Consider the following 17684-nt stretch of genomic DNA (forward strand, 5'->3'; position numbering starts at 1 on the left):
GCGTCGGAGAGGTCATGAACGAGAAGAAGCTGCTCGACCACCTCAAGTGGATGACCGTCGAGCTCCGGCAGGCCCGCCAGCGCGTCACCGAACTCGAAGGCCAGGGCACCGAGCCCATCGCCATCGTCGGCATGAGCTGCCGCTACCCGGGCGGAGTGCGCACCCCGGAGGACCTCTGGGACCTCGTCGCCCGCGGCGGCGACGCCATCGACGGCTTCCCCGCCGACCGCGGCTGGGACCTCGAAGGGCTCTACGACCCCGAACCAGGACAGCCGGGCAAGAGCTACGCCAACGAGGGCGGCTTCCTCAGGGACGTCGCCGACTTCGACGCGGGCTTCTTCGGCATCTCGCCCCGCGAGGCCCTCGCCATGGACCCGCAGCAACGGCTCCTCCTGGAAACCTCCTGGGAGGCGTTCGAACGCGCCGGCATCGCCCCCGCCACCCTGCGCGGCGGCCAGACCGGCGTCTTCGTCGGCACCAACAGCCAGGACTACGCCTCCCTCGTCGCCGCCTCGGCCGACGACCAGAGCGGACACCTGGCCACCGGCAACGCCGCCAGCGTCATCTCAGGACGCCTCTCCTACACCTTCGGCGTCGAGGGCCCGGCCGTCACCGTCGACACCGCCTGCTCCTCCTCCCTCGTCGCCCTGCACCTCGCCGTCCAGGCCCTCCGCCAGGGCGAATGCGGACTCGCGCTCGCCGGCGGCGTCACCGTCATGGCCAGCCCGGGCGCGTTCCTCGAATTCTCCCGCCAGCGAGGACTCGCCCCCGACGGCCGCTGCAAGACCTTCGCCGCCGCCGCCGACGGCACCGGCTGGGGCGAAGGCGTAGGGCTGCTCGTCCTGGAACGCCTCTCCGACGCCCAGCGCAACGGCCACCCCGTGCTCGCCGTGGTGCGCGGCTCCGCCGTCAACCAGGACGGCGCGTCCAGCGGCCTGACCGCGCCCAACGGCCCCGCCCAACAGCGCGTCATCCGCAAGGCACTCGCCGACGCCGGCCTCACCCCCGACCAGGTCGACGCCGTCGAGGCGCACGGCACCGGCACCAGGCTCGGCGACCCCATCGAGGCCCAGGCCGTCATCGCCGCCTACGGCCAGAACCGCGCCGCCGACCTGCCGCTGTGGCTCGGCTCCATCAAGTCCAACATCGGGCACACCCAGTCCGCGTCCGGCGTCGCCGGCATCATCAAGATGGTGATGGCCCTGCGCCACGGGCTGCTGCCCCCCACCCTGCACATCGACGAACCCACCCCCCACGTCGACTGGACCGCCGGCGCCGTCGAACTCCTCACCGACGCCACCCCCTGGCCCGACACCGGGGCGCCCCGCCGCGCCGGCGTCTCCTCCTTCGGCATGAGCGGCACCAACGCGCACACCATCCTGGAAGCCGCGCCCCAACCCGCCGACCACGACAGCCCACCCGCCGCACCACCCACCGGACCGCTCCCCGTCACGCTCTCCGCCCGCACCGCCGAAGCCCTGCGCGCCCAGGCCGCCCACCTCGCCCACCACCTCGACACCCGCCCCAAGGACGCGCGGCCAACCGTCGCCGACCTCGCGCACTCCCTGGCCACCACCCGCACCGCCTTCGACCACCGCGCCGCCGTCGTCGCCGCCGACCACACCGCCCTCGTCGAAGGGCTGCGCGCCCTCGCCGAAGGCCAGTCGGCCGCCCACCTCCGCACCGGCACCCGCACCCCCGGCAGAACCGCCTTCCTCTTCGCCGGGCAGGGCAGCCAACGCCTCGGCATGGGCCGGGAGTTGTACGAGACGTATCCCGTCTACGCCGAGGCGTTCGACGCCTGCTGCGCGCTGCTCGACACGGGACTCCAACGCCCCCTGCGCGACATCGTCTTCGGCGACGACACGGAAACGCTCAACCGCACCGACCACGCCCAGCCGGCGCTCTTCGCCGTCGAGGTCGCGCTGTTCAGAGTCGTCGAGTCCCTCGGCATCCGCCCCGACCTCGTCGCGGGCCACTCCATCGGCGAGATCGCCGCCGCCCATGTCGCCGGCGTCCTCTCCCTCGAAGACGCCTGCGCGCTGGTCACCGCCCGAGGCCGACTCATGGCGCGACTCCCCGCCGGCGGCGCCATGTTCTCCGTGCGCGCCAGCGAGGCCGAGGTGCGGCCCCTGCTCGGCGACCGCGCCGACATCGCAGCCGTCAACGGCCCCGAGTCCGTCGTGATCTCCGGCGACGAGGACGCCGTGCAGGGCGTAGTCGCCGCCTTCCCCGCCCGCTCCACCAAACGGCTCGCCGTCAGCCACGCCTTCCACTCCCGCCTGATGGACGGCATGCTCGCCGACTTCCACCGGGTCGCCGCCGGCCTCACCTACCACCCGCCGCTCATCCCCCTCGTCAGCAACCTCACCGGCCGCGTCGCCACCGCCGAACAACTCGCCTCCGCCGACCACTGGACCCGCCACGTCCGCGACTGCGTCCGATTCCTCGACGGCGTCCGCGAACTCGCGGCCCAGGGCGCCACCACGTTCCTGGAGATCGGCCCCGACGGCGTGCTCTCCTCGCTGGGACAGGACTGCCTCGCCGGCGCCACCCCAGGACAGTTCGTCCCCGCCCTCCGCACCGGCCGCGCCGCCGACGCGGACACCCTCCAGGCCGCCGTCGCCGCGCTCCACACCCGAGGCGTCAGCCCCGACTGGACGACGCTCCTCGCCGGCTCAGGGGCGCGCCGCGTCGACCTCCCCACCTACGCCTTCCAACGCGACCGCTACTGGCCCACCGGCAGCGCCACCCCGACCGAGACCCCCGGCACCGCCGAGGACAGCGACTTCTGGCACGCCGTCGAACAGGGCGACCTCACCCCGCTCGCCGACACCATCGACCCACAGCACCTCGACGAGATCGCCCCCGCCCTGCCCGCGCTCGCCTCCTGGCGCCGACACCGCCGAGCCACCTCGACCGTCGACTCCTGGCGCTACCGCGTCACCTGGCAACCCCACACCCCCGCACAGGAGTTGACCGGCACCTGGCTGATCGTCAGCGACCGGCCCTGCGAGCCCTACGTCGACGCCCTCACCGCCGCCGGCGCCCACGCCGTCGTCGCCGACCCACGGCAGCCGCTCCCCGACCACGACACCCTCGACAACCTCAGCGGCATCCTCTCCCTCCTCACCCTCGACGACAGCCCGCACCCCGACCACCCGGTCCTGCCCCGAGGGCTCGCCGCCACCCTCGACCTGGTCCGCGCCCACCCGGGCGCGCCGCTGTGGGCCGTCACCTCGGGCGCCGTCTCCACCGGCCGCTCCGACCCGCTCCGCGCCCCCCGCCAGGCCGCCACCTGGGGCTATGGCCGCGCCGTCGCCCTCGAACTCCCCGAACGCTGGGGCGGCCTGATCGACCTGCCCGCCGACCCCGACGCGCGCTCCCTCGCCCACCTGGCCGCCGCGCTCGGCGGCACCGAGGACCAGCTCGCCGTGCGCGCCTCCGGCGTCTACACCCGCCGACTCGTCCGCGCCCCCGGCACCCGGACCGGCGCCGGCTGGGCCCCGCGCGGCACCGTGCTGATCACCGGCGGCACCGGGGCCCTCGGCACCGCCGTCACCCGCTGGCTGCTCGACTCCGGCGCCGCCCATGTCGTCGCCCTCAGCCGGCGCGGCACCCTCGCCGAGCCCGACCCCAGGGTCACCGCCATCGCCTGCGACGTCGCCGACCGCGACGAACTGGCCGCCGCCATCCGCCAGATCGACGAGAGCGACCTCGACGACCTCACCGCCGTCGTGCACGCCGCCGGCATCGGCGACGCCGCCACCGTCGACGACACCGACGCCGCGTTCCTCGCCCGCGTCATGACCGCCAAGGTGCACGGCGCCTTCCACCTCGACGAACTCCTCGCCGAACGGGACCTGGACGCGTTCGTCCTCTTCTCCTCCATCTCCGGCATCTGGGGCAGCGCCCAACTCGCCGCCTACGCCGCCGCCAACGCCTCGCTCGACGCGCTCGCCGAACACCGCGCCGCCCGTGGCCTGGTGGCCACCGCGCTGGCCTGGGGCCCCTGGGCCGAGGTCGGCATGGCCGCCGACGCCGACACCCAGACCGAGCTCCGCCGCCGAGGGCTGCGCGCCCTCCCGCCGGCCCTCGCCATCGACGCGCTGCACGGCGCCGTCGGCGACGACCGCGCCAGCCTGACGGTCGCCGACGTGGACTGGTCGGTCTTCGCCCCCGCGCTCGCCGCCACCAGGCCCCGCCCGTTCCTCCACGCCCTTCCCGAGGCCGCCGAGGCACTGACCGCCGCCACCATGGCCGAACAGTCGCCCACCGGCCGCTGGGACCTGCCGCGCGCCGAGCTCGCCCACCGTCTTGAGGCCCTGATCCGCGCGGAGGCCGCCGCCGTGCTCGGCTTCGCGGGACCGGAGGCCGTGGAGACCGACGTGGCCTTCCGCGACCTGGGCTTCGACTCGCTGACCGCCGTCGACTTCCGCAACCGCCTGACCGGCGAGACCGGCATGCCACTGCCCGCCACCCTGGTCTTCGACTACCCCAACGCCCGCGCGCTGACCGAGCACCTGACCGACTCCATCGCCGGCACCGACCAGCGCACGGCCCCCGACGCACCCGGCGCCGTCGCGTCGGTGGACGACGATCCGATCGTGATCGTCGGTATGGCGTGCCGTTATCCGGGTGGGGTTGGTTCGCCTGAGGAGTTGTGGGATCTGGTGGTTGGTGGTGGTGATGCGATTGCGGAGTTCCCCACCGATCGTGGTTGGGATGTGGGTGGGTTGTTGGCGGGTGAGGGGCCTGGGGTGAGTGCGACGGGTGTGGGTGGTTTTCTTTCGGGGGCGGCGTTGTTTGATTCGGGTTTGTTTGGGGTGTCGCCGCGTGAGGCGTTGGCGATGGATCCGCAGCAGCGGTTGTTGTTGGAGACGTCGTGGGAGTTGTTTGAGCGGGCTGGTATTGCGCCTTCGGGTTTGCGGGGGAGTGCGACGGGTGTGTTTGTGGGGACGAATAGTCAGGATTATGCGGGGTTGTTGGTGTTGGGTGGGGAGGATGTTGGTGGGCATGTGGGGACGGGTAATGCGGCGAGTGTGGTGTCGGGGCGGTTGTCGTATGCGTTTGGGCTTGAGGGTCCTGCGGTGACGGTGGATACGGCGTGTTCTTCGTCGTTGGTGGCGTTGCATTTGGCGGTGCAGGCGTTGCGGTCGGGTGAGTGTTCGTTGGCGTTGGCTGGTGGGGTGACGGTGATGGCGACGCCGGGGACGTTTGTGGAGTTTTCGCGTCAGGGTGGGTTGTCGGTTGATGGGCGGTGTAAGGCGTTTGCTGGGGCTGCGGATGGTACGGGTTGGGGTGAGGGTGTGGGGCTGCTTCTGGTGGAGCGGTTGTCGGATGCGCGGCGGAATGGGCATCGGGTGTTGGCGGTGGTGGCGGGTTCGGCGGTGAATCAGGATGGTGCGTCGAATGGTTTGACGGCGCCGAATGGTCCGTCGCAGCAGCGGGTGATTCGGCAGGCGTTGGCGTCGGCCGGGTTGTCGACGTCGGATGTGGATGTGGTGGAGGGCCATGGCACGGGCACCCGTCTTGGCGACCCGATTGAGGCGCAGGCGCTGCTTGCCACCTATGGGCAGGACCGGGAGCGCCCGCTGGCCCTGGGGTCGTTGAAGTCGAACATCGGTCATACGCAGTCGGCTTCGGGTGTGGGTGGCGTGATGAAGATGGTGATGGCGCTGCGGCACGGGGTGTTGCCGAAGACGTTGCATGTGGATGAGCCTTCGCCGCAGGTGGATTGGTCGGCCGGTTCGGTGGAGCTGCTGACCGAGGCCCGTCCCTGGGAGTCCTCGGGGACGCGACGTGCGGGCGTGTCCTCGTTCGGCATGAGCGGCACCAACGCGCATGTGATCATCGAGCAGGCCCCGGCGGTCGCCGATCCGGCGGAGCCGGCGCGGGTGGAGCTGCCCGTCGTCCCCGTGGCGCTGTCGGGACGCGGCGAGACCGCCCTTCGTGAACAGGCCGCACGGCTGGCAGCGCACACCGCTGACCACTCCGAGCAGCGGCTGATCGACCTCGCCTACGCCGCCGCGACGGGACGCTCGGCCCTCGACACCCGCGCCGTCGTGCTGGCCGGCGACCTGGAGGCACTCGACGCCGGCCTTGACGCCCTGGCCGACGGCCGCTCGGCGGCCGGCGTCGTACGCGGCGGCGACACGCACGACACCGGCCGGCTGGCGTTCCTTTTCTCCGGCCAGGGCAGCCAGCGGCTGGGCATGGGGCGGGAGGTGTATGAGGCGTTCCCGGTCTTCGCGGACGCGTTCGACGCGGTCGCCGGCTATCTGGACCGTGAGTTGTCGCGTCCGTTGCGGGAGGTCGTCTTCGGGGATGACGCCGCGCTGCTGAATCGGACGGAGTTCACTCAGGCGGGGTTGTTCGCCGTTGAGGTGGCGTTGTTCCGGTTGGTGGAGTCGTGGGGGGTGCGGCCGGAGTTCTTGGCGGGGCATTCGATTGGTGAGATCGCCGCCGCGCATGTGGCGGGGGTGTTGTCGTTGGATGACGCCTGTGTGCTGGTGGCGGCTCGGGGTCGGTTGATGGGTGCGTTGCCCGAGGGTGGTGCGATGGTGGCGGTGCAGGCGCCGGAGGCCGAGGTTCTGCCGCTGCTGACCGAGGGCATCGACATCGCCGCCGTCAACGGGCCTGATTCCGTGGTGCTTTCGGGTGATGAGGCGGCCGTGGTGGAGTTGGCGGGGCGGTGGAAGCACAAGCGGCTTTCCGTCAGCCATGCGTTCCACTCGCATCTGATGGAGCCGATGCTGGCGGAGTTCCGCGCGGTGGCCGAGACGCTCACCTACCGTCCGGCGGAGATTCCGGTCGCGGGGCAGCCGGTTCAGACGGATGCCGCTTATTGGGTGCGGCATGTTCGGGACGCGGTGCGTTTCCATGACGGGGTGGAGTGGCTGCGCGCGCAGGGTGTGGGCACGTTTCTGGAGATCGGCCCTGATGGGGTGCTCTCCGCGATGGCGGATGGCGTTCCCGCGTTGCGTAAGAACCGGCCCGAGGTCGAGACGCTTTTCACGGCTCTCGCCACTTTCTATGTGAACGGCCTTGACATCGAATGGGGTGCACTGTTCGACGGTACGAGGGCTCGTCAGGTCGAGTTGCCGACCTATGCGTTTCAGCGGGTGCGTTTTTGGCCTGAGGTGGTTGGTGGGGGTGGGTTGGTTGATGGTGGTCGTTTTTGGGGTGCGGTGGAGCGTGGGGAGTTGGGGTTGGGGGAGGAGGCGTTGGCTGCGGTGTTGGAGTGGCGGCGTCGGGATGGTGTGGAGTCGGTGGTGTCGGGGTTGCGTTATCGGGTGGTGTGGTCTCCGTTGGGTGGTGGGGTGTTGGGTGGGGGTTTGTCGGGTGTGTGGGTGGCTGTGGGTGTGGGTGAGGATGTGGTTTCGGGGTTGCGTGGTCTTGGGGTGAGGGTGCATGTGGGTTGGGATGTGGGTGTGGGGGTTGAGGTGGCTGGTGTGTTGTGGTCGGGGGAGGCGTGGGGTGTGGTGGATGTGGTGCGTTGTGGGTTGGGGGTGCCGGTGTGGTTGGTGACGCGGGGTGGGGTGTCGGTGGGGCGTTCGGATGGGGTGGTGGTGGCTGGTCAGTCGGCGGTGTGGGGTGTGGGTCGGGTGTTGGGGTTGGAGGAGCCGTTGTGTTGGGGTGGGTTGGTTGATTTGCCGGTGGGTGGGGTGGATGAGCGGGTGTTGGGTCGGTTGGTTGGTGTGTTGGGTGGTGGTTTTGGTGTTGAGGATGAGGTGGCGGTTCGGGGTTCTGGGGTTTATGGGCGTCGGTTGGTGCGTGCTCCTCGGCGGGGGTCGGGGTTGGGTTGGGTGCCGCGTGGGACGGTGTTGGTGACGGGTGGTTCGGGTGGTTTGGGTACGGAGTTGGCGGGGTGGTTGGTGGGTGCGGGTGCTGAGCGGGTGGTGTTGTTGAGTCGTTCGGGTTCGGTGGGTGTGGTGGATGAGCGGGTGGTGGGGGTGGCGTGTGATGTGACGGATCGGGATGCGGTGGCTGGTGTGGTGGCGGGGCTTTCTGGGTTGTCCGCGGTGGTGCATGCGGCGGGGGTGAGTCGGAGTGCGTTGTTGCGGGAGGTTTCGCGGGAGGAGTGGGATGTGGTGGTGGGGGCGAAGGTGGGTGGTGCGGTGGTGTTGGACGAGGTGTTGGGTGATCGGGAGTTGGACGCGTTTGTGGTGTTCTCCTCCATCGCCGGCATATGGGGAAGCAGTGAGAGCGGCGCCTATGCCGCGGCGAACGCGTTCCTCGACGGGCTTATCTCGTCCCGTCGGGCTCGGGGTTTGGTGGGGACGTCGGTTGCTTGGGGTCCGTGGGCTGGTGGGGGTATGGCGGCGGGTGAGACGGGTGAGGTGTTGCGTCGGCGTGGGTTGGTGGGGTTGGAGCCCGGGGTGGCTTTGGCGGCGTTGGGTCAGGTGGTGGGTGATGGTGAGGAGAGTGTGACGGTTGTTGATGTGGATTGGTCGGTGTTCGGGCCGGCGTTGTCGGTGGCTCGGTCGCGTCCGTTGATTGGTGAGTTGCCTGAGGTGGTTGAGGCGTTGGCGGTGGGGGTGTCGGGGGAGAGTGCTGGTTTGGTGGGTCGGTTGGTTGGTTTGTCGGCGGGTGAGCGTTCGCGTGAGGTGTTGGGTTTGGTTCGTGGTGAGGTGGCTCGGGTGTTGGGGTTTGTGTCGGGTGGGGAGGTGGAGACGGGGCGTGCGTTCCGGGATATGGGTTTTGATTCGTTGACGGCTGTGGAGTTGCGTAATGGGTTGATGCGGGAGACGGGGTTGGGGTTGGCGGCGACGGTGGCGTTTGACTATCCGAACGCGGAGGCGTTGGCCGAGTATCTGCTGCGGGAGCTTTCCGGGGAGGTCGCGGAGCTTTCCGAGGAGCGGCCTGGCACCGCCGTGGTCTCGGTGGATGACGATCCGATCGTGATCGTGGGTATGGCGTGCCGTTATCCGGGTGGGGTTGGTTCGCCTGAGGAGCTGTGGGATCTGGTGGTTGGTGGTGGCGATGCCATTGCCGAGTTCCCCACCGACCGAGGGTGGAACCTTGGCTCGTTGGTCGACACCGGCGCCGGTGGATCCGGCACTTCGGCGACCGCGCGGGGCGGCTTTCTCCACGGCGCGGGGGAGTTCGACGCCGGACTCTTTGGTATCTCACCGCGCGAGGCGTTGGCGATGGATCCCCAGCAGCGGTTGTTGTTGGAGACCTCGTGGGAGCTGTTCGAACGCGCCGGGCTCGACGTGGAGGAGCTGCGGGGAAGCTCGACGGGCGTGTTCGTCGGGATGAGCAGTTCCGACTACGTCAGCCTGCTCGGCAGCACGTTGGAGGCCGTCGAGGGACACCTCGCCACCGGCGTCGCCCCCAGCGTGGCCTCGGGACGGCTGTCCTATGTGTACGGGCTTGAGGGCCCCGCGGTGACGGTCGATACGGCGTGCTCTTCGTCCCTTGTCGCCTTGCACTGGGCCGTGCAGGCCCTGCGATCCGGCGAATGCTCCCTGGCTCTGGCCGGCGGAGTGACGGTGATGCCCAGCCCGGGGATGTTTGTGGAGTTCTCGCGCCAGGGCGGCCTGTCGATCGACGGGCGCTGCAAGGCGTTCGCCGGAGCCGCGGACGGCACGGGGTGGAGTGAGGGCGTGGGGCTGCTTCTGGTGGAGCGGCTGTCGGACGCGCGGCGGAATGGGCATGAGGTGTTGGCGGTGGTGGCGGGTTCGGCGGTGAATCAGGATGGTGCGTCGAATGGTTTGACGGCGCCGAATGGTCCGTCGCAGCAGCGGGTGATTCGGCAGGCGTTGGCGTCGGCCGGGTTGTCGACGTCGGACGTGGACGTGGTGGAGGGGCATGGCACGGGCACCCGTCTGGGTGACCCGATCGAGGCGCAGGCGCTGCTTGCCACCTATGGGCAGGACCGGGAGCGCCCGCTGGCGCTGGGGTCGTTGAAGTCGAACATCGGCCATGCGCAGGCCGCTTCCGGTGTGGGTGGCGTGATGAAGATGGTGATGGCGCTGCGGCATGGGGTGTTGCCGAAGACGTTGCATGTGGATGAGCCGTCACCGCAGGTGGATTGGTCGGCCGGTTCGGTGGAGTTGTTGACCGAGGCCCGTCCCTGGGAGTCCTCGGGGACGCGACGTGCGGGTGTCTCCTCGTTCGGTCTCAGCGGGACAAACGCGCATGTGATCATCGAGCAGGCCCCGGCGGTCGCCGATCCGTCGGAGCCGGCGCGGGTGGAGCTGCCCGTGGTGCCCGTGGTCCTGTCCGGGCGCGGCGAAGCCGCCCTGCGGGCCCAGGCCGCGCGGCTGGTGGCGCTCGATGGAGTACGTCCGCTGGATCTCGGCTACTCGACGGTGACCACCCGCTCGGCGCTGGACCACCGTGCGGTGGTGTTGGGCGCGGATGAGGCCGCGCTGCGGGCGGGGCTTGAGGCCGTCGCCGACGGCCGGGCCTCGCTGGCCGGTACCGCTCGGGCGTCCGTCACCGCGTTCCTCTTCTCCGGCCAGGGCAGTCAACGCCCCGGCATGGGACGGGAGTTGTATGAGGCGTTCCCCGCGTTCGCGGACGCGTTCGACGCGGTAGCGGCCCATCTGGACACACACCTTCACCGTCCCCTGCGGGAGGTCGTCTTCGGGGATGACGCCGCGCTGCTGGACCGGACGGAGTTCACTCAGGCAGGGTTGTTCGCTGTTGAGGTGGCGTTGTTCCGGTTGGTGGAGTCGTGGGGGGTGCGGCCGGAGTTCTTGGCGGGGCATTCGATTGGTGAGATCGCCGCCGCGCATGTCGCCGGCGTGTTGTCGTTGGATGACGCCTGTGTGCTGGTGGCGGCTCGGGGTCGGTTGATGGGTGCGCTGCCCGAGGGTGGCGCGATGGTGGCGGTGCAGGCGGCGGAGGCCGAGGTGGCGCCGTTGCTGACCGAGGGTGTGGATATCGCGGCGGTCAACGGGCCTGATTCCGTGGTGCTTTCGGGTGATGAGGCGGCTGTGGTGGAGTTGGCGGGGCGGTGGAAGCACAAGCGGCTTTCCGTCAGCCATGCCTTCCATTCGCATTTGATGGAGCCGATGCTGGCGGAGTTCCGTACGGTCGCGGAGACGCTCACGTATCACCCGGCTCAGATTCCGGTCGCCGGGCAGCCTTCGGTGGTCGACGCCGAGTATTGGGTGCGGCATGTCCGGGACGCGGTGCGTTTCCACGACGGGGTGGAGTGGCTGCGCGAACAGGGGACGACCTCGTTCCTGGAGATCGGCCCGGATGGGGTGCTCTCCGCGATGGCGGATGGCGTTCCCGCGTTGCGTAAGAACCGGCCCGAGGTCGAGACGCTGCTGACCGGCGTCGGCACGCTCTTCGTCCAGGGCGTCAAGGTGGACTGGCCCGCCGTCTTCGATGGCACGGGTGCCCGCCGCGTCGACCTGCCCACCTATCCCTTCCAGCGGGTGCGTTTTTGGCCTGAGGTGGTTGGTGGGGGTGGGTTGGTTGATGGTGGTCGTTTTTGGGGTGCGGTGGAGCGTGGGGAGTTGGGGTTGGGGGAGGAGGCGTTGGCTGCGGTGTTGGAGTGGCGGCGTCGGGATGGTGTGGAGTCGGTGGTGTCGGGGTTGCGTTATCGGGTGGTGTGGTCTCCGTTGGGTGGTGGGGTGTTGGGTGGGGGTTTGTCGGGTGTGTGGGTGGCTGTGGGTGTGGGTGAGGATGTGGTTTCGGGGTTGCGTGGTCTTGGGGTGAGGGTGCATGTGGGTTGGGATGTGGGTGTGGGGGTTGAGGTGGCTGGTGTGTTGTGGTCGGGGGAGGCGTGGGGTGTGGTGGATGTGGTGCGTTGTGGGTTGGGGGTGCCGGTGTGGTTGGTGACGCGGGGTGGGGTGTCGGTGGGGCGTTCGGATGGGGTGGTGGTGGCTGGTCAGTCGGCGGTGTGGGGTGTGGGTCGGGTGTTGGGGTTGGAGGAGCCGTTGTGTTGGGGTGGGTTGGTTGATTTGCCGGTGGGTGGGGTGGATGAGCGGGTGTTGGGTCGGTTGGTTGGTGTGTTGGGTGGTGGTTTTGGTGTTGAGGATGAGGTGGCGGTTCGGGGTTCTGGGGTTTATGGGCGTCGGTTGGTGCGTGCTCCTCGGCGGGGGTCGGGGTTGGGTTGGGTGCCGCGTGGGACGGTGTTGGTGACGGGTGGTTCGGGTGGTTTGGGTACGGAGTTGGCTGGGTGGTTGGTGGGTGCGGGTGCTGAGCGGGTGGTGTTGTTGAGTCGTTCGGGTTCGGTGGGTGTGGTGGATGAGCGGGTGGTGGGGGTGGCGTGTGATGTGACGGATCGGGATGCGGTGGCTGGTGTGGTGGCGGGGCTTTCTGGGTTGTCCGCGGTGGTGCATGCGGCGGGGGTGAGTCGGAGTTCGTTGTTGCGGGAGGTTTCGCGGGAGGAGTGGGATGTGGTGGTGGGGGCGAAGGTTGGTGGTGCGGTGGTGTTGGACGAGGTGTTGGGTGATCGGGAGTTGGACGCGTTTGTGGTGTTCTCCTCCATCGCCGGCATATGGGGGAGTGCCGAGGGCGGTGCGTATGCGGCGGCGAACGCGTTCCTGGATGGGTTGGTGCAGGCGCGCCGGGCTCGGGGTTTGGTGGGGACGTCGGTTGCTTGGGGTCCGTGGGCTGGTGGGGGTATGGCGGCGGGTGAGACGGGTGAGGTGTTGCGTCGGCGTGGGTTGGTGGGGTTGGAGCCTGGGGTGGCTTTGGCGGCGTTGGGTCAGGTGGTGGGTGATGGTGAGGAGAGTGTGACGGTTGTTGATGTGGATTGGTCGGTGTTTGGGCCGGCGTTGTCGGTGGCTCGGTCGCGTCCGTTGATTGGTGAGTTGCCTGAGGTGGTTGAGGCGTTGGCGGTGGGGGTGTCGGGGGAGAGTGCTGGTTTGGTGGGTCGGTTGGTTGGTTTGTCGGCGGGTGAGCGTTCGCGTGAGGTGTTGGGTTTGGTTCGTGGTGAGGTGGCTCGGGTGTTGGGGTTTGTGTCGGGTGGGGAGGTGGAGACGGGGCGTGCGTTCCGGGATATGGGTTTTGATTCGTTGACGGCTGTGGAGTTGCGTAATGGGTTGATGCGGGAGACGGGGTTGGGGTTGGCGGCGACGGTGGCGTTTGACTATCCGAACGCGGAGGCGTTGGCCGAGTATCTGCTGCGGGAGCTTTCCGGGGAGGTCGCGGAGCTTTCCGAGGAGCGGCCTGGCACCGCCGTGGTCTCGGTGGATGACGATCCGATCGTGATCGTGGGTATGGCGTGCCGTTATCCGGGTGGGGTTGGTTCGCCTGAGGAGCTGTGGGATCTGGTGGTTGGTGGTGGCGATGCCATTGCGGAGTTCCCCACCGATCGTGGTTGGGATGTGGGTGGGTTGTTGGCGGGTGAGGGGCCTGGGGTGAGTGCGACGGGTGTGGGTGGTTTTCTTTCGGGGGCGGCGTTGTTTGATTCGGGTTTGTTTGGGGTGTCGCCGCGTGAGGCGTTGGCGATGGATCCGCAGCAGCGGTTGTTGTTGGAGACGTCGTGGGAGTTGTTTGAGCGGGCTGGTATTGCGCCTTCGGGTTTGCGGGGGAGTGCGACGGGTGTGTTTGTGGGGACGAATAGTCAGGATTATGCGGGGTTGTTGGTGTTGGGTGGGGAGGATGTTGGTGGGCATGTGGGGACGGGTAATGCGGCGAGTGTGGTGTCGGGGCGGTTGTCGTATGCGTTTGGGCTTGAGGGTCCTGCGGTGACGGTGGATACGGCGTGTTCTTCGTCGTTGGTGGCGTTGCATTTGGCGGTGCAGGCGTTGCGGTCGGGTGAGTGTTCGTTGGCGTTGGCTGGTGGGGTGACGGTGATGGCGACGCCGGGGACGTTTGTGGAGTTTTCGCGTCAGGGTGGGTTGTCGGTTGATGGGCGGTGTAAGGCGTTTGCTGGGGCTGCGGATGGTACGGGTTGGGGTGAGGGCGTGGGGCTGCTTCTGGTGGAGCGGTTGTCGGATGCGCGGCGGAATGGGCATCGGGTGTTGGCGGTGGTGGCGGGTTCGGCGGTGAACCAGGATGGTGCGTCGAATGGTTTGACGGCGCCGAATGGTCCGTCGCAGCAGCGGGTGATTCGGCAGGCGTTGGCGTCGGCTGGGTTGTCGACGTCGGATGTGGACGTGGTGGAGGGCCATGGGACGGGGACGCGTCTTGGTGACCCGATTGAGGCGCAGGCGTTGTTGGCGACGTATGGGCAGGGGCGTGATGGGGATCGGCCGTTGTGGTTGGGGTCGTTGAAGTCGAACATCGGTCATACGCAGTCGGCTTCGGGTGTGGGTGGCGTGATGAAGATGGTGATGGCGCTGCGGCATGGGGTGTTGCCGAAGACGTTGCATGTGGATGAGCCCTCGCCGCAGGTGGATTGGTCGGCCGGCTCGGTGGAGTTGTTGACCGAGGCCCGTCCCTGGGAGTCGTCGGGGACTCGACGTGCGGGCGTCTCCTCGTTCGGCATGAGCGGCACCAACGCGCATGTGATCATCGAGCAGGCCCCCGAGCCGTCGCTCCCGCAGCAGCCGGACTCGGAGCCGGCGCGGGTGGAGCTGCCCGTGGTGCCCGTGGTGCTGTCGGGTGCCAGCGCTGAGGCGCTGCGGGCCCAGGCCGCGCGGCTGGTGGCGCTCGACGGGGTGCGTCCGGTGGATCTCGGGTTCTCGGCGGTGACCACGCGTTCGGTGCTGGAGCACCGTGCGGTGGTGTTGGGCGCGGATGAGGCCGCGCTGCGGGCGGGGCTTGAGGCCGTCGCCGACGGCCGGGCCTCGTTGACCGGTACCGCTCGGGCGTCCGTCACCGCGTTCCTCTTCTCGGGCCAGGGCAGTCAACGCCCAGGCATGGGCGGGGAGGTGTATGAGGCGTTCCCGGTCTTCGCGGACGCGTTCGACGCGGTGGCCGCCCATCTGGACCGTGAGTTGCCGCGTCCGTTGCGCGAGGTCGCCTTCGGGGATGACGCCGCGCTGCTGAATCGGACGGAGTTCACTCAGGCGGGGTTGTTCGCCGTTGAGGTGGCGCTCTTCCGGCTGCTGGAAGCCTGGGGGGTGCGGCCGGAGTTCCTGGCGGGGCACTCCATCGGTGAGATCGCCGCCGCTCATGTCGCCGGCGTTCTCGCCCTGGACGACGCGTGCGCTCTGGTGGCGGCTCGGGGTCGGTTGATGGGTGCGTTGCCCGAGGGTGGCGCGATGGTGGCGGTGCAGGCGCCGGAGGCCGAGGTGGCGCCGCTGCTGACCGAGGGCATCGACATCGCCGCCGTCAACGGGCCTGATTCCGTGGTGCTGTCGGGTGATGAGGCGGCCGTGGTGGAGTTGGCTGGGCGGTGGAAGCACAAGCGGCTTTCCGTCAGCCACGCGTTCCACTCGCATCTGATGGACCCGATGCTGGCGGAGTTCCGTGCGGTGGCCGAGACGCTCACGTATCACCCGGCTCGGATTCCGGTCGCCGGGCAGCCCGTCCAAACCGACGCCGAGTACTGGGTGCGGCATGTCCGGGACGCCGTCCGTTTCCACGACGCGCTGGAGTGGCTGCGCGACCAGGGCACGACCTCGTTCCTGGAGATCGGCCCGGACGGGGTGCTCTCCGCCATGGCCGAGGGAACGCCGGCGCTGCGTAAGAACCGGCCCGAGGTCGAGACGCTGCTGACCGGCGTCGGTGCGCTCTTCGTGCACGGCGTCAAGGTGGACTGGCCCGCCGTCTTCGCCGGCACCGGGGCCCGCCGCGTCGACCTGCCCACCTACCCGTTCCAGGGCCAGCGTTACTGGCCCAAGGCCGCCGTCGCCGGCGGCGGTACCGAGGACACCGCGTTCTGGAGTGCCGTCGAGAACGGTGAACTCACCGATCTGCTCGAACCGGTGCTGCCCGAGCTGCGTGCCTGGCGCGCGGAGCGGAGCGCGCGGGCGACGGCCGAGGGGTGGCGTTACCAGGTCACCTGGAAGTCCCTGTCCGATTCTCCCGCCACGTCGCTCGCCGGCCGCTGGCTGGTGCTCCGGCCCGAGGGCGAGCAGAGCTGGGCGGACGCCGTGGTCGCCGGGCTGACCCAGCACGGCGCCGAGGTCGTGACAGAGCGGACGGGTGAGCTGGCCGGTGTGCTGTCGCTGCGGGCCACGGCCGGTGGGGACCCCGTCCAGGCCGCGCTCGTCGACGCCGCAGCCGACTGGGACGCGCCCCTCTGGCTGGTCACCCGAGGCGCCGTCGCGGTCACCGTGGCCGATGCCCCGGTCGATCCGGCCCAGACCGCGGTCTGGGGCCTGGGCCGGGTGCTGGGCCTGGAACGGCCCGGCACCTGGGGTGGCCTGGTGGATCTTCCGGCGGAGCTGGACGGGGCGGTGCTGTCCCGACTGGCCGATGTGCTGGCCGGAACGGAGGACCAGACGGCCGTCCGGTCCACCGGCGTCTTCGGGCGGCGGATCGCACGAGCTCCCTACGGAGCTGTCAAGCAGCCCTGGTCGCCGCGTGGCACGGTCTTGGTGACGGGTGGTACCGGGGCGTTGGGTCGGGAGATCGCCGACTGGTTGCGGGCGGGTGGTGCCGAGGATGTGGTGTTGGCCAGCCGTAGTGGTGTGGCCGATGGCCTGCCGTCCGGCATCCGGGCGGTGGCGTGTGATCTGGCCGACCGGGATGCGGTGGCGGCGTTGTTGGAAGGACTTCCCGGGTTGACGGCCGTGGTGCACGCGGCCGGGGTGAGCCGTTCCACGATGCTGGCCGAGTTGTCCGCCGGGGAGTTGGCGGAGGTGTTGGCGGCGAAGGCGGTGGGTGCCGGTCATCTGGATGAGTTGTTGGGTGAGCGGGAGTTGGACGCGTTTGTGTTGTTCTCGTCCATCGCTGGTGTGTGGGGGAGTGGTGGTGGGGGTGCCTATGCGGCGGCGAACGCGTTCCTGGACGGTCTGGCGGAGCGTCGTCGGGCTCGTGGTCTTGCCGCGACATCGATCGCCTGGGGCCCCTGGGCGGGTGGCGGTATGGCGGCCGAGGAGGGTGACGGGCTGCGGCGGCGCGGTCTGCGTGCCCTCGAACCGCGGCTGGCCGTCGCCGCGCTCCAACGCGCCCTCGACGAGAACCAGACGTGCCTGACGGTGGTGGACGTGGACTGGTCGGTCTTCGCCCCCGCGTTCGCCGCCGTCCGGCCGCGCCCGCTGATCGGCGACCTGCCGGAGGTGCGGGAGGCGCTTGCCGACGGTGGCCAGGACGGTGCCGAAGGCGGGCAGGACCTGGCCGCCGAACTCGCCGTCCAACTGGCCGGGATGACGCCGGCGGAGCGGGAGCGGCACCTCGTCGGCATCGTCCGCGCCGAGGCGTCCCGGGTGCTGGGCCACGCCGACACGACGGGGGTACCGGCCGGCCGGGCGTTCCGGGATCTCGGGTTCGACTCCCTGATGGCGGTCGAGCTGCGCAACGCCGTCACGGCGGCGACCGGGCTGCGGCTCCCCGCCACGCTGGTGTTCGACCACCCCACCCCCTCCGCACTGGCGGGTCACCTCCTCGCCAACCTGGCCGACGAACACGGCACTTCGGCCGTCCAGGTGCTGGCCGAGCTGGATCGGCTGGCCGCGCTGGTGGACTCGGCCGACCTTGAGCACAGCGAGCACGCCAGCGTCACCGTGCGGCTGCGCTCGCTGCTCTCGCAGTGGACGAGCAAGGAGAGCGAAGCGCCCGAAGGCGTGGCGGGAACGCTCGACTCGGCCACCTCCGACGAGGTGTTCGACTTCATTGACCGAGAGCTAGGACTCTCCTGACTCGGCACGACCTTTCGA

1 protein-coding gene is annotated in these 17684 nt (G+C 69.6%); it reads left to right on the forward strand.

Annotation, left to right across the window (positions count from 1 at the left end; translation table 11 throughout):
• Nucleotides 1-14 precede the first annotated feature (14 nt).
• Entirely contained in the window at nucleotides 15-17666 is a 17652-nt protein-coding gene (locus tag K4G22_RS26065) for a type I polyketide synthase (RefSeq protein WP_228082889.1), read from the forward strand.
• The last annotated feature ends 18 nt before the right edge of the window (nucleotides 17667-17684 follow it).

Origin of the sequence: Streptomyces profundus, from assembly GCF_020740535.1 — a bacterium.
Taxonomy (GTDB): Bacteria; Actinomycetota; Actinomycetes; order Streptomycetales; family Streptomycetaceae; genus Streptomyces; species Streptomyces profundus.